The organism is Shinella sp. 20P9.1.1, assembly GCF_057798995.1.
Window position 1 is genome coordinate 18652 of sequence record NZ_JBYOLC010000025.1, and the last position, 14384, is coordinate 33035.

The 14384-nt window shown below is 61.6% G+C and carries 16 protein-coding genes; 12 read left to right on the forward strand and 4 right to left on the reverse strand.

Translation table 11 applies throughout. The features are described from left to right. Position 1 precedes the first annotated feature (1 nt). Genes AC27VQ_RS25405 through AC27VQ_RS25420 form a run of 4 tightly spaced genes read left to right on the forward strand, consistent with a single transcriptional unit; the run spans position 2 to position 4028 of the window. Positions 2-2011 carry a phage tail tape measure protein gene (locus tag AC27VQ_RS25405; protein WP_488718517.1) on the forward strand — a complete coding sequence of 670 codons (2010 nt, stop codon included), beginning with the start codon at positions 2-4 and terminating at the stop codon, positions 2009-2011. Positions 2012-2013: 2 nt separating this feature from the next. Then, the gene (locus AC27VQ_RS25410) at positions 2014-2385 is read left to right on the forward strand and encodes a phage tail assembly chaperone (protein WP_488718518.1); all 372 of its coding nucleotides are present in this window, start codon (positions 2014-2016) and stop codon (positions 2383-2385) included. After that, the gene (locus AC27VQ_RS25415) at positions 2386-3012 is read left to right on the forward strand and encodes a hypothetical protein (protein ID WP_488718519.1); all 627 of its coding nucleotides are present in this window, start codon (positions 2386-2388) and stop codon (positions 3010-3012) included. Beyond that, on the forward strand, positions 3009-4028 hold the full coding sequence (locus AC27VQ_RS25420) for a hypothetical protein (protein ID WP_488718520.1): 1020 nt from the start codon (positions 3009-3011) through the stop codon (positions 4026-4028). The genes AC27VQ_RS25415 and AC27VQ_RS25420 overlap by 4 nt, the downstream gene beginning before the upstream one ends. On the opposite strand, the gene AC27VQ_RS25425 is transcribed toward AC27VQ_RS25420, so the two are convergent. Genes AC27VQ_RS25425 through AC27VQ_RS25435 form a run of 3 tightly spaced genes read right to left on the reverse strand, consistent with a single transcriptional unit; the run spans position 4025 to position 4974 of the window. Continuing rightward, positions 4025-4228, reverse strand: coding sequence for a hypothetical protein (locus AC27VQ_RS25425; RefSeq protein ID WP_488718521.1), 204 nt, complete (start codon positions 4226-4228; stop codon positions 4025-4027). The genes AC27VQ_RS25420 and AC27VQ_RS25425 overlap by 4 nt on opposite strands. Continuing rightward, positions 4229-4552, reverse strand: a complete 324-nt coding sequence (locus AC27VQ_RS25430) for a hypothetical protein (protein ID WP_488718522.1) — start codon at positions 4550-4552, stop codon at positions 4229-4231. A 44-nt stretch (positions 4553-4596) separates the two neighbouring features. After that, positions 4597-4974 carry a hypothetical protein gene (locus AC27VQ_RS25435; protein WP_488718523.1) on the reverse strand — a complete coding sequence of 126 codons (378 nt, stop codon included), beginning with the start codon at positions 4972-4974 and terminating at the stop codon, positions 4597-4599. A gap of 492 nt (positions 4975-5466) precedes the next feature. On the opposite strand from AC27VQ_RS25435, the gene AC27VQ_RS25440 reads away from it, so the two are divergent. The 8 genes from AC27VQ_RS25440 (at position 5467) to AC27VQ_RS25475 (ending at position 13287) form a co-directional block, all read left to right on the forward strand. Beyond that, a complete protein-coding gene (locus AC27VQ_RS25440) occupies positions 5467-5682 on the forward strand; it encodes a hypothetical protein (RefSeq protein ID WP_488718524.1) in 216 nt (71 codons plus the stop codon). 217 nt (positions 5683-5899) lie between these two features. Then, positions 5900-6919, forward strand: a complete 1020-nt coding sequence (locus AC27VQ_RS25445; protein WP_488718525.1) for a septal ring lytic transglycosylase RlpA family protein — start codon at positions 5900-5902, stop codon at positions 6917-6919. A 103-nt stretch (positions 6920-7022) separates the two neighbouring features. Further along, a complete protein-coding gene (locus AC27VQ_RS25450) occupies positions 7023-8186 on the forward strand; it encodes a D-alanyl-D-alanine carboxypeptidase family protein (RefSeq protein WP_488718526.1) in 1164 nt (387 codons plus the stop codon). 135 nt (positions 8187-8321) lie between these two features. Continuing rightward, positions 8322-9011 (forward strand): dTMP kinase, encoded by a 690-nt coding sequence (tmk, locus tag AC27VQ_RS25455; RefSeq protein ID WP_488718527.1) that lies wholly within the window; start codon positions 8322-8324, stop codon positions 9009-9011. Then, complete coding sequence (locus AC27VQ_RS25460) at positions 9008-10039, forward strand: DNA polymerase III subunit delta' (RefSeq protein ID WP_488718528.1); 1032 nt, start codon at positions 9008-9010, stop codon at positions 10037-10039. Before tmk ends, AC27VQ_RS25460 begins: the two co-directional genes overlap by 4 nt. Before the next feature lie 80 nt (positions 10040-10119). Continuing rightward, positions 10120-11670 (forward strand): methionine--tRNA ligase, encoded by a 1551-nt coding sequence (gene metG, locus AC27VQ_RS25465; RefSeq protein ID WP_488718529.1) that lies wholly within the window; start codon positions 10120-10122, stop codon positions 11668-11670. Between the two features lie 7 nt (positions 11671-11677). Beyond that, positions 11678-12457: a TatD family hydrolase gene (locus tag AC27VQ_RS25470; RefSeq protein ID WP_488718530.1), complete on the forward strand. Its 780-nt coding sequence runs from the start codon at positions 11678-11680 to the stop codon at positions 12455-12457. A gap of 2 nt (positions 12458-12459) precedes the next feature. Then, positions 12460-13287, forward strand: coding sequence for an MBL fold metallo-hydrolase (locus AC27VQ_RS25475; RefSeq protein ID WP_488718531.1), 828 nt, complete (start codon positions 12460-12462; stop codon positions 13285-13287). Here AC27VQ_RS25475 and AC27VQ_RS25480 read toward each other — a convergent pair. Then, positions 13275-14219 (reverse strand): phosphoribosylaminoimidazolesuccinocarboxamide synthase, encoded by a 945-nt coding sequence (locus tag AC27VQ_RS25480; protein WP_488718533.1) that lies wholly within the window; start codon positions 14217-14219, stop codon positions 13275-13277. The two genes, AC27VQ_RS25475 and AC27VQ_RS25480, sit on opposite strands and share 13 nt — an antisense overlap. Positions 14220-14384 lie beyond the last annotated feature (165 nt).

Genomic DNA, 14384 nt, shown 5'->3' on the forward strand with positions numbered 1-14384 from the left:
TATGGCTGCTGAAGACGACGAACGGTTGATCGTGCTGATCGAGGCGCGGATCAAGGACCTCGAAAAGAACATGGCGAAGGCGAGCGGCATCACCGCGAAGACCTATCGCGAAATGTCCCTCGGCTCGAAACGGGCCACCGATCAGATGGAGGAGCACATGATCCGCTCCACCACGCGGATCAACCAGGCGCTCGCCACGACCTCCACGAAGATAGGCGCTTTCGGCAAAGCCATGGTCGGCGGCTTCGTCGGCGGCTTGGTGGCGGGCGGTATCGCTGGCGTCATCACCCAGGTTCGGGAAGTTGCCAACGCCGTTGCCGAGGTTGGCGATCAAGCGAAGATAGCCGGCCTTTCGACAAAGGTCTTTCAGGAATGGAAGTTCGTTGCCGAGCAGGCCCGCATCCCGATCGACGCCATCACCGACGGCCTGAAGGAACTGCAGCTGCGCGCCGACGAGTTCGCCGTCACCGGCAAGGGTTCGGCGGCCGAAGCGTTCCAGCGTCTCGGCCTGACGCCGCAGGAGATCAAGGAAAAGCTGAAGGACCCGTCCGAGTTGCTGCTGCTCATTATCGAGCGCACCCGCCAGATGAAGGACACGGCGGCCGGCATCCGCATCTTCGATGAACTCTTCGGGGGCACCGGCGGCGAGCGCATGGTTGCGCTGTTGGAGCAGGGAGAGGGCGCTATCCGCGATCAGATCCAGGCGGCCAATGAACTCGGCGTGATCATGGACGATGAGCTTATCCAGAAGGCTGCAGAGGTAAACCGCAAGTTCGATGCCATTTCCATGACCATTGGCGTGAAGGTGAAAAGCGCCTTGGTATCCGTCGCCGACACCATCTGGGAGATGATCGAGGGCCTGAAGGACTTCGAGGAGCAGCGGAGCTCACTGCTTCAAAAGTCCCAAGCCGATATGGGAATGCAGCGCGTGGATCTCGAAAATGAGCGCATGAGGATTGCGGCCGGCGAAAGCTCGAACTTCCTCTATCGAAATCCGAACGGTCCCGCCGCCAAAGGGCGCATGGACGAAATCGACCGTGAACTGGCGAAGCTGAATGAACGCGACGCTCAGATAGCCGGCATCCTCTACAAACGGGCGGACGCGCGGGAGCGGACAGCCGATCGCACCTGGACGCCCCCGGAATACAAACCGCCGGCCGACACGACCAGCAAGGGCGGCAAATCCCGCGCGGCCTCTACGGCCGCCGCAGAGCGCGAGCGCCAAGCTGTCAAAGACCTCATCGCCGAACTAGAAGAAGAGCTCCGGCTGGTCAACGCCAGCGATGCCGAAAAGCGCGCTTCCGCCGCATCAAGGCAGGCGGGCGCCGCCGCCACTGCGCAGGAGCGTCAACAAGTTATCGCCCTCACCGAGGCGATCCACCAGCAAGAGGAGGCTCGCCGCCGTGCAGAGGAACAGACGCTCCTCTACCGCGATATGACCCGCGCGGCGCTGGACGATGTTTTCTCAGGGATTGAGGAGAACAAGAGCGCCTTCGAGATCATGGCTGATGTTGCGGTCAACAGCCTCAAGCGCATCGCCGACACGCTGATCGACGACGTACTCGACAGCATATTTCAGGTGAACAACGCGGCGGGCGGAAGCGGTGGCGGACTGTTCGGCGGACTCCTCAGCGGCATCTTCGGCGGTGGCGCCAAGGATGACCCTTGGGCCGGCATGCGTATGCCGTCATTCGACGGCGGCGGCCATACCGGGATGGGCTCGCGCTCGGGTGGCATCGACGGGAAGGGCGGTTTCCCCGCTATCCTCCATCCGCGCGAGACCGTCACCGACCATACCAAAGGCAACGGCGCCACCAGATCGTCAAGCTCGCCGCAGAACGTCAAGTTCGAGATGCATGTGACCGTCTCGGGCAATGGCGACAAGGAGCTTATGCAGCGGATGCAGAAGGCGACCGAGATGCAGATGGCCGAAAGCCTTCAGCGGTTCTCGCGTGAAATCTTGCCCGACCGGGTCAACGAAATCTCACAAGACCCGAGGGCGAGGGGCTGATAATGGCAAACCTTGAAAAGCTCCTGTGCGCTGAACTGAAGCGCCAGCTTGACGTGAAAGGTGCCTGCATCATGCAGGTTCCTGCCGGCGGCGAACTGCTCTGGCGCTGGTTCCTCGACCTCAGCCGCACCAGGCGCGCAGGCCTCGGCGGGCCTGAGCCGATCAGTTACGCCGAAATAGAGGCCTATGCGCGATCGAACCGCTGGCCGATCGAGCCCCGCCATGTCGCCATCCTGCGTGCAATGGATGACGCATGGATGGAGCACGCCCGAAACAGGACGACGCCAGCGCCTGAAGGCGTAAAATCCCTCCCACCTGTTTCCCCCACGCCGCTCACAGCGGGCATGATCGACGCGATGTTTGGAGGCCGATAAATGGCGCTTGCTGACGAGCTACCCATCCTCTCTGTGCAATGGCGCCTAGAGCGATATGATGAATTGTCGGGGTTAGGCACAGGCGAAATCCTAGCCGCGCAGTTGGCACCCCCGCGCATCGTCGCTGACGTGGTGCTCCAGCCGATGTATCATGCCGACGCAGCGCGCGTGCAGGCATTAATCGAGGCCTTGGACGGCGCGATCAACAGCTTTTACCTTTTCAACCCTCAGACCCCGTACCCGGCAGAAGATCCCGACGGGACGCTGCTTGGGTCATCAACACCCGCGATCCATACCGTCGGCGGAAACAACAAGTCGTTGCGGTTTAAGGGCTTGCCGGCGGGCTACGTCATCAGCGCGGGCGATTGCTTTGCCTTCGACTATGGCTCAAATCCTACCCGCAGAGCGTTTCATCGCGCCGTCGCAACAGTCACGGCATCCAGCGGTGGCATCACTCCGCTCTTCGAAATCCGGCCGCACCTTCGCCCAGGCGTGGAGGTCGATCTCAACGTTATCCTTCGCAAACCGTCCGCCAAGGTCATCATCGTGCCCGGCAGTTTTACGCCCGGCACAGCTCAAGGCATGATTACTCAAGGCATGGGCTTTCAGGTAATGCAGCGGCCATGAAGAACATTGGGTACTGGTCAGGTTGGACAGAATGGCGGTACGGCGCCGCAAATGCGCGCCCGGTCACGCTCGCCGGCACGCCCAAGGCCAAGCCGCCGTTGTCAGCCGACAAGAAAAAGCACGTGGTCGAGAAAGCGAAAGACGCGGTGCGCTCCTGGCAAATGTCACCGTTTGAAAGTGAGGGCGCAATCCGCTCCGGCATCCGAAGTGGTTTATGCGAGCAGGGCCACCCGTGGGCGCTATCGGACGCCACGGCGCGAGACGTTCTCGCAAAGGTCTTTTCGGATCTTGGCATCAAGCGCCCAACCTGGGAGCAAGGACAGCGAGAATATTCCGTCGCCCGCGAAAACTGTGTTCGTTGCGGTTGCGACCTTACCGATGAACAGGTCGAGGCGAGGCATGGCTTCTGTTCGGAATGGTGTGCGACCTCCACCAGGACCCGCAACGGCGCGGTGCATCGACAAGTGGCGAAGCGTGTCGAAGCGTGGGCTCGGTATAGCGTGGCAAAAGCGAGCGTAGTCGAAAAGCCATGCACGGCCTGCGGCAACCTGTTCAAAGGCGCGAAGGACGGTACTAGCTATTGCTCGCTAGAATGCGCCGGCGCCGATCGGCGGAAATTGAAGGACAGGAGCTGCGCGCGATGTGGCGTAGTCTTCCGCCCGCGTTCCAGTGGGAAGGCGTCCCGTTTTTGTTCGCTGCCATGCTACCGAGCCTACGGACGAACCGAGCAGTTTGCTTGCCGCTGCCATTGGTGCGGCGTGGGCTTTGCGGGGAAGAAACTAAGCGCAAACGCTTGCTCTCCAGAATGCCGGCGTCGGCTCAATGACATGTGGCGGATCGAAAACAGACGATCAACGCCCCGCGCGCTTTCGTCACCGATCCTGGACTATCTCTTTCGTCGGCAAGGACTGGTGGTCTCAGCCGGCGAGGCCAGCGCCGAGGAGACCTCACACCTCATCCCGGCCTACGCCATCACGGCCGAGATATTCGACGGGTGGTTCAAGAGGGCGGCTTAACGGGCCTGACGGGCCGCCGCCTGTTCTTGAACCCATCGGCTGAGTTCTTCGAACGAGTGCTTAACGACGATGTTTTTGCTTTTCTGGTCCTCACCGAAATATAACCTGCAGGTAGTGTCGGAATTAGCTATGAAGTGGGACACGTGGTCGAAGTTAACCATCACGCCGTTATCCAGGCCATCGAACAGGTCTTTCCACATTTAATTCACCTCAGTGTTTGGGGCCCCAGTCCAACGAAACAAAGTTTCGCTGTAGGGCAGACGCAAAAGAATACTGCCCTTCTTTGCAATCGCTGCTGCCTCGCGACCGCGGCAAAGCAAGCTGACGCCGCCCTCACGGCGGTTGCAGATAGCATCGGGGCTGTCGAGCAGGTTCACATTGCTCAGGCCCGCGACGATGGCCGTCACGCCGTTTGGCAGCGCGCCGATGGGCTGGATGACGATGACGCGAACGCCGCCGAGCCACACAAAGCCGATCGCCAAAAGACCCACCAGCAGAAACGCGGGCAAAAGAATTGATCTCATGCCTCTCCCCTTTGGCGAGGACATTGGCAGGATGCACGCTGGAGTCAAGCGGGAGGAGATGATCGGAGTTCGCCCAAAAGCGCTTGCACCTCAGAATAATGCATGGCTCTGCCTGACCAGTGGTCAGGTATGGGATCGTTATCGTAATCCAGCTCTTTCTGGCTACGCCCTCGCACGATTTTCACCGGTAAGGGTATTTGGATTTCCTCGCCATCCTGATCATCATAGATGAAATCTTCAACCTGATAATCGGGAAAGCGTGGGTCGGATGTCAGCAACAAGCGCACCTGGCAGTCGCGCTGTAGCCCCGTCATGTTGCCAAGCACTAGGCGAACAAATTCCGTCGGCTTCTTTAACTGGTTAACAAGGCTTTTGAGTGTGCTGTCCGGCGGCAATGTCATGATGACACGCTGCCAGAGCATGTCGCATGTTGCAATCCATGTTGCATGGATTTGCCGAGTGTGGCGAGGGGAACGGGCCGAGAACACCTTGCTACCATTTTGCTACCCAACTCGGCAGCACGTTCCGGGATAGTTCCGCACAGCCTAAGACAGCTTTGCGGCCGGAGTGCTGATAATGCGGAGTATTGCGGGATAAATCAGGACGAGCGAGGACCAGCGGAAGCGAATTTCAAGACCGGTTCCTTAAACCACTCGGACACTCTTCCATCGTTCGAGACGGCGTTTTTTCCCGGTTTCGGAAAAGCCGTGAAACCGTTGTTGCGGTTCCCTCTCGACGTTGCGGCTTTTTAGCAGCTTTGCGTGCATCGTCAACGCAAGAGATAGCGCGCTGGAGGCCATGCCGGCGCGCGGTTACAACTTTTCCCGACTTGTTGCTGACGTATTGTGCTCGTAGTTTGGCGAAGCACCCGAAAGCAATGTTGCCGGATGGATGCGAACAGGGGAGGCATCGCTATGGAAGTGCTTCGAGACCCCACGCATATCGGCATGTTTGAACCTCAGGATCTCGACATCCTGCAAGGTGTTTTCGCGCGATTGACCTCCATTCAGACGCCCACGCTTGATGAGATGCGGGCGCGGTCGTTGGCTCGGTCGATCATCACGCTGTATCGCCACGGCGTGCGCGACCCCGATCAGCTGGTCGATGTCCTGCAGGTGCGGACGCCCTGACGGGATTTTCCGGGAGGCGCGCCGACGTTGCCTCCCGCGCCGCGCATTAACCAAGCGGAAACCATAAATCACCGAAGCTGACCTTCGGACTCCCATCCATTCGCAATTTTGCCATGTTATTGGCATGATTAACGTACTGTTATTTACTGAGTGGCATTGACGGCCAACTTGCAGGGGCAAGGCAATTGGCTGGCGCACCGTCGGGGACAGTAGCGGCGTGGGACACAACACTATCTCGAAGAATGCGACACGGCTCGGCTTGGGCTTGAGGCTGCTGACGATACCGCTGATCTGTGCCGGGCTTGCCGCCTGTGCCACGACGACCGCGGCCCCCAAGAAGAAAGTCCGCAGCAAGGAATTCTTCTCCGAATCCGAATATGGCGTGAAGGCGAGCCCGCGCGTCGTGGAAGACGGCCAGCCCGTGCCGAAGGGCGGCGGCCGTTATCAGCTCGGAAAGGCCTATCAGGTTCGTGGCAAATGGTATCAGCCGAAGGAAGAGCCGGGTTACAACAAGACCGGTCTTGCCTCCTGGTATGGCTCCGCCTTCCATGGACGCCGCACGGCCAATGGTGAGGTCTACGACCGCTACCATCTTTCCGCCGCGCATCCGACCTTTCCGCTGCCGAGCTACGCGCGCGTCACCAACATGGAAAACGGCACTTCGGTCATCGTGCGCGTCAACGATCGCGGTCCCTATCACGAAGGCCGCGTGATCGACGTCTCCTCCAAGACCGCAGACCTGCTCGACATGAAGCGCACCGGCACCGCCAAGGTGCGCGTGCAATATGTCGGCAAGGCGCCGCTGGAGGGCAACGACATGCCCTATCTCATGGCCTCTTATGTCACGAAGGGCTCGCGCGTTCCCGCCGTCGATCCGGGCGGCCAGATCGCGACCGGCGTGATGGTGGCATCCGCCGACAGCCGCGCCCTGCCGGGCGTCAGCGGCGAGGAGAACGTGCTGCGCGTGCCGGACCAGAGCACGATGACGGCGCTCAACAAGACTGAGGCGACGTCGGATGCGTTCCAGGCGATGGAACAGCAATTCGTGCTGCTGCCGGAAATCGGTCCGCTGCCGATCGAGCGGCCCAACTATGTGCCGCAGCTTTCCGCCCAACCGAGCTATGCGGCGGCCTATGTGGACGAGCGGGTTCGCGATGCCGCGGGCGCTTTCGATGCCATCCTGACCATGGACGGCCAGCTGACGCCGCTCTCCGCGCTTGCTGACAACGCGGGCTGATCGCCTGCGCCGGCCTCGTTCTCACGCACTTTTGCGGGGATTGCGTTAAAGCCGTTTGCGTGGTGCGCGCGGCTGTGGGAGTGTGACGGCATCCGGAGTCGCCATGCATCGCCGTCTTTCTGCCCTCCTTCTTTTCTCCCTGATATTGTTGGGCATCGCCCATGCCCAATCGGCCGCGCCGCAGGCGGCGTTCGACGTCAAGGCCAAGCAGGTCTATCTGATCGAAGCCGAGACCGGCACGGTGCTGTTTGCCCGCGCGGAGGACGAGCTGGTGCCGGCGGCATCGCTCGCCAAGCTGATGACCATGGCGACGGTTTTCAAGGCGCTTTCCGCCGGCGAGATCACGCTGGAAACACAGTATCCCGTCACCGAATATGCCTGGCGCACAGGCGGGGCACCATCGCGTACTTCCACGATGTTTGCGGCGTTGAAATCCAATGTCCGCGTGGAAGATCTCGTGCGCGGCGTCACCGTGCAGTTCGCCAACGATGCCTGCATCATTCTCGCCGAGGGCATGGCGGGCTCGGAGACGGCCTTCGTCACCCGCATGAACACGGAGGCGCGCGATCTAGGCCTCAAAAAATCCACCTTCGCCAATGCGACCGGCCTGCCGAACCCGGACAACAAGGTGACGATGCGCGAAATGGTCGATCTCGCCCGTCACCTCGAGACGACCTATCCCGAGCGGATGGCCTACTATCTTGAGCCTGAATTCGAATGGAACAAGATCAAGCAGCGCAACCGCAATCCGCTGCTGGCGCTTAATATCGGCGTGACAGGCTTCGTCACCGGTTTTTCGGAGGAGGGCGGCTATTCCATCGTGGCGGCCGTCAACCGCGACGGAAAACATCTGGTGCTGGCCATGGGCGGCCTGGAGAACGACAAGGTTCGCATCGAGGAATCGCGCCGGATCATCGAATGGGCGCTGTCCTCCTTCGAGCGGCGTACGCTGTTCAAGGCGGGTGAGGCTATTGCCGACGCCTCCGTCTATGGCGGCGATGCCTCGACCGTACCGCTCGTCGCGGGTGAGCAGGTCGATGTATTCCTGCCGAAGGACAATTCGCAGAAGCTCGTCGCGCGCGTCGTTTACACCTGGCCGGTGCGCGCGCCCGTCGAGCCGGACAAGGCGGTCGGCACGCTGAAGATCTGGAACGACAAGCAGCTCCTGCGCGAGGTGCCGGTGAAAACGGCGGGCACGGTGGGCGAGGGCACCTTGCGCATGCGGGCGCTGGATGCGCTGATCGAGCTGTTCTTCTTCTGGATCTGAGACGGGATGAGGCGGGCAGGGGCGAAAAGCGTTTCGCCGGCCGGAAACATCGGTTAGTAGTGGTCCGACTCGTCTCCGCCTTGGCGGATATCGTCGGAAGGGCTGGACACGCAGCCACTGGAACGGAAACAGGATTTGTCGGCCGCACCCGGTTTGTTTGTTACGTTTGAAGGCGGCGAAGGCGCCGGAAAGTCGACGCAGATCCGGCTTCTGGCAGAGGCGTTGCGTTCACGCGGGCTGACCGTGCTGATGACGCGCGAGCCCGGCGGTTCCAGAGGCGCGGAAGCCGTGCGCCACGTACTGCTTTCCGGTTCGGCGGAGGCCTATGGCATCCGCATGGAAGCCATCCTGTTTGCCGCCGCGCGCAGCGACCATGTCGAGCAGGTCATTCGCCCGGCGCTCGAGGCCGGCACGGTGGTGCTCTGCGACCGCTTCATGGATTCCTCTCGCGTCTATCAGGGCATTACCGGCAATCTGGAGCAGCCCTTCATCGAGGCGCTGGAGCGTGTGGCGATCAACGGCGTGGTGCCGGACTGTACCATCATCTTCGATCTTCCCGCCGCAATGGGCCTGGAACGCGCCCAAAAGCGCAGCGCCGGCTCCGGTGAGAGCGGCGAGCCCGACCGTTTCGAAAAGGAAAAACTGGAGACCCACGAGAAGCGCCGCGAGGCCTTCCTCGATATCGCCGAACGCGAACCGCTGCGCTGCCGCGTGGTGGATGCGACATTGACGCCCGAGGCGATCGCCGCGCAGGTGCTTGCCATCGTCGAACCGCTACTTCCGATCAACGCGCACAGCCAGTCCGATCCGGAGCATGTCTCGTGAGCGAAGATCGTCCCGGCATTCTCGACGGCGCGGTGCACCCGGCCGAGCAGACGAAACTGTTCGGCCATGTCGAGGCGCAGGATTTTCTGGCGCGGTCCTACCGGTCCGGCAAGGGACATCATGCGATCCTGATCGAAGGGCCTGAGGGCATCGGCAAGGCGACGCTCGCCTTCCGCTTCGCCAACCACGTCCTGCATCATCCCGAGCCCGCAGAGGCGCCGGAGCATATTGCCGATCCGTTGCCGGCCTCACCCATTACCCGTCAACTCGCCGCCGGCGCCTCGCACAATCTGCTGCATCTCACGCGGCCGGTGGACGAAAAGAGTGGCAAGGTGAAGTCGGCGATCACCGTGGACGAGGTGCGCAAGGCCGGAAAGTTTCTGGCGCAGACGTCTGGCACGGGCAACTGGCGCATCGTCATCATCGACCCGGCCGATGATCTCAACCGCAACGCCGCCAATGCCATCCTGAAAATCCTCGAAGAGCCGCCGAAGCGTTCTCTGTTCCTCGTGCTCACCCATGCGCCTGGCAAACTCCTGCCGACCATCCGCTCGCGCTGCCTGCCGCTCGCACTGTCGCCGCTCTCGGAAAACGACCTTGCGGCGGCGCTCGACAGTCTCGGCGCGACGCCGAGCGGCCCACGGGCAGGCGACGTGATCGCCGCCGCCCATGGCAGCGTCGCCGAAGCCCTGAAGCTCACCAATTACGGCGGCTTCGATATCGTGGAAGCCTTCCGCACCATCGTAACCGCCCCGACAGAGCCGCCGCGCCGCGACGTGCACAAGCTAGCCGACGTGCTCTCGGCGAAAGACAGCGACACCGTCTTCTCGTTCTTCTGCCAGCATACCACCGATTTCGTGACGGACGCCGCCCGCGCCGCAGCGCTCGCCGGCGACATCTCCCGCGCCGACCGCCTCGCGCATCTGTCCTCGCAACTCGGCGAGCGCATCGCCATCGCACAGGGCTACAATCTCGATCGCAAGCAGACGATCATTACCGTGCTCGACGACATCAGGGCGTCGCTTTAAATCAACTTGCTGTTTCCCTCTGCGCCCGCATGGTCTAATACCTTGCGGCATTGCACAACCGAAGACAGAACGCACCCGCCATGACCGATAAGAACCGCTTCTACATCACGACCGCCATTTCCTATCCGAACGGCAAGCCGCATATCGGTCATGCCTATGAGCTCATCGCGACGGATGCCATGGCGCGTTACCAGCGGCTCGACGGGAAAGACGTGTTCTTCCTGACCGGCACGGACGAGCATGGCCAGAAGATGCAGCAGACGGCGCGCAAGGAAGGCATTACGCCGCGCGAGCTGGCGGACAGAAATTCTGCAGAATTCAAGCAGATGGCCGTTCTTCTTAATGCATCGAACGATGATTTCATCCGCACGACCGAAGAGCGCCATTACGAGGCCTGCGCCGAAATCTGGCGCCGCATGGAAGCCAATGGCGACATCTACAAGGGCGGTTATGCCGGCTGGTATTCCATGCGCGACGAAGCCTATTATCAGGAAGGCGAAACGGAGAAGCGCGACGACGGCGTGCGCTACGGTCCGCAGGGCACGCCCGTCGAATGGGTGGAGGAAGAGAGCTATTTCTTCAAGCTCTCGGCCTATCAGGACAAGCTCCTGAAGCACTACGAGGAAAACCCTGACTTCATCGGCCCGGCCGAGCGCCGCAACGAGGTGATCTCCTTCGTCAAGTCGGGCCTGAAGGACCTGTCGGTCTCGCGCACGACCTTCGACTGGGGCATTCCGGTTCCCGGCGATCCTGATCATGTCATGTATGTCTGGGTCGACGCGCTGACCAACTACGTTACCGCCACCGGCTACCTCACCGATCCCGAGGGACCGCGCGCCAAATACTGGCCGGCGAATATCCATATCATCGGCAAGGACATCATCCGCTTCCACGCCGTCTATTGGCCGGCCTTCCTGATGTCGGCGGGCGTGCCGCTGCCTGAACGTGTTTTCGCGCACGGCTTCCTGCTCAACAAGGGCGAGAAGATGTCAAAGTCGCTCGGCAATGTGGTCGATCCGGTCAATCTGGTGAACCATTTCGGCCTCGACCCGATCCGCTACTTCTTCCTGCGCGAGGTCTCCTTCGGCCAGGACGGCAGCTATAGCGAAGAAGGCATCGCGACCCGCATCAATTCCGACCTCGCCAACGGCATCGGCAACCTGGCCAGCCGCTCGCTGTCGATGATCGTCAAGAACTGCGACGGCCAGGTGCCGGAATGCGGTGAACTCTCAGACGCCGACCGCGCCATGCTCGCCTCCGTCGATGCGCTGCATGCGCTCACCCGCGAGGAAATGGGCAGGCAGCAGATCCACAAGGCGCTGGCCGCGATCATCGCCGTCGTCTCGGAGGCTGACCGCTATTTCGCCGGCGAGGCGCCCTGGGCGCTGAAGAAGACCGACCCGGTCCGCATGGGCACCGTGCTTTATGTGACGGCCGAAGTCGTGCGGCAGATCGCGATCCTGCTGCAACCCTTCATGCCGCAGTCGAGCCGCAAGCTGCTGGATCTCGTCGCCGCCCCCGTCGAAAAGCGCGACTTCTCGGCATTGGGCGAGGCGGGTCGCCTCGTTGCCGGCACGCCGCTGGAAGCGCCGAGCCCGGTCTTCCCGCGCTACGTCGCGCCCGAGGCTTGAGGCCACGATGCTGATCGATACCCATTGCCATCTGGATTTTCCGGATTTCGCCGTGGAGCGCGATGACATCGTCGCGCGGGCGCATGCGGCCGGCGTCAGGCAGATGATCACCATCTCGACCCGGGTGAAGAAGTTCCCGGATATCCTGGCGATCGCCGAAACATATCCGTCGGTGTTCTGCTCGGTCGGCACGCACCCGCACAATGCGGACGAGGAACTGGACGTCACCGTCGAAGAACTGGTGACGCTCTCGCAGCATCCGCGCGTCGTGGCGATCGGGGAGGCGGGGCTCGATTACTTCTACGACAACGCGCCGCGCGAGGCGCAGGCCATCGGCCTTCGCAACCACATCGCCGCCGCCCGCGAGACCGGCCTGCCGCTAGTCATCCACAGCCGCTCGGCGGACGAGGACATGGCGGCGATCCTAACCGAGGAAACGGGGAAGGGCGCCTTTCCCTTCCTGCTGCACTGCTTCTCTTCCGGCCCGGACCTCGCTCGCATCGGCGTCGAACTCGGCGGCTACGTCTCCTTCTCCGGCATCCTGACCTTCCCGAAATCGGAAGAGCTGCGCGAGATCGCAAAAACCGTGCCGCTGGAGCGCATGCTGGTGGAAACCGACGCGCCTTATCTTGCGCCAAAACCATTCCGCGGTAAGCGCAACGAGCCGGCCTATGTGGCGCACACGGCCACCGTTCTGGCCGAGACCGTCGGCGTCAGCGTGGAGGAGATCGCCCGCATCACGACGGAAAACGCCTTCCGCATCTTCTCGAAGATGCCGCGGGTATAGACGTGGCTTACCGGCGGCGCTTCACCATTCTCGGCTGCGGCTCGTCACCCGGCGTGCCGCGCATCACGGGCGATTGGGGCGATTGCGATCCGACGAATCCGAAGAACCGCCGCACCCGCGCGGCCTTTCTCGTCGAGCAGTTCGGCCCGGAAGGCGTGACGACCGTCGTCATCGATACCGGCCCGGATTTTCGCGCGCAGATGATCGCGGCAGGCGTCGAGAGCATCGATGCGGTGCTCTACACGCATCCGCATGCCGATCACATCCACGGTATCGACGATATCAGGGGCTTCGTGCTGCACAACCATCGGCAGGTGCCGATCTGGGCCGACGCGCCGACGATGGAGCGCATCCGCGAAGGGTTCGGCTATTGCCTGAAGACGCCTGCCGGCAGCATGTATCCGCCGATCGTGACGGAAAATCTGATCGAGCCGAAAGATGCGCCGGTGACGATCCATGGGCGAGGGGGTTCCATAACCTTCCAGCCCCATCTCCAGATCCACGGCTCCATCCACTCGCTGGGCTTCCGCATCGGCGACATCGCCTATTGCCCTGACGTCAGCGACTTTCCGGAAGAGACCGTGCCGCGTCTCACAAACCTCGACGTGCTGATCGTCGATGCGCTGCAATACCGCTATCATTCCAGCCACCTGTCACTCAGCCAGGCGCTGGAATGGATCGAGCGGCTGAAGCCGAAGCGCGCCATCCTAACCCACATGCATGTGCCGCTCGATTATGACACCGTGCAAAAGGAAACGCCTGAACATGTCGAACCGGCGTTTGATGGTCTTCGTTTCGAGATCGACGTTTCGGACGATCAGGCGAAATAGGGTTTCAGGTTTTTCCGGATGCGCTCGAGCACCGTCGCGCCCGAAAGGTCCGGCGTAAAAATCTTGCCGGTGATCTGCTCATAGGCCTGGATATAGACCTTTGACGTCTGCTCGACGAGATCGCGCGGTATTTCCGGGATCGGGTCCTTGTAGGGATCGCAGCGTTCCGTAACCCAGGCGCGCACGAAATCCTTGTCGAAGCTCGCCGGCCGGCCGCCCTCGGCAAAGCTCTTCTCATAGCTTTCGGCAATCCAGTAGCGGCTCGAATCCGGCGTGTGGATTTCGTCGGCCAACACGATGCGGCCGTCCTTGTCGGTGCCGAATTCGTATTTGGTATCGACAAGGATCAGTCCACGCTCGGCCGCACGGGCCTGGCCGCGCGCAAACAGCGCCAATGCATAGCGCGACACCGTTTCCCATTGCTCGGCCGTCAGCAGGCCTTGCTCGAGGATTTCCTTGCCGGACAGCGGTTCGTCATGGCCGCCGTCGAAGGCCTTGCTGGTCGGCGTGATGATCGGCTCGGGAAGTTTCTCGTTGTCGCGCAGGCCGTCCGGCAGCGTGATGCCGTACATGTCGCGCTCGCCCTTGCGGTACTTGGTCAAGATCGAGGTGCTGGTGGTGCCGGCCAGATAACCGCGCACGACGATTTCGACCGGCAGGATATCGAGCCGCGTGCCGATGACGACGTTCGGATCCGGATAGGACCGCACATGGTTCGGGCAGATATCGGCGGTTTCCTCGAACCAGTAGCGCGCCGTCTGCGTCAGCACTTCGCCCTTGAAGGGAATGGCCGTCAGGATGACGTCGAAGGCACTGAGCCGGTCGGTGGCGATGATGATGCGGCTGCCATCGGCAAGATCGTAGTTCTCGCGGACTTTGCCATTGTAGCGGTTGGGCAGTTCCGGGATATGGGCGTCGGAGAGAATGCGCAGATCGCTCATCGTGGCTGGCTTTCGCTGTTGGTTCCGTCTGCCGTTTCGCTTACGGCTGCGGGTGGTTCCGGGTCAAGGTACAAACCGGATTTCCAGGGCTTTTCCGGCCTCTTGGCAATCGTATTAGTTCCATAATCTATCTTATGTGATCTATGTGTTGCGGTC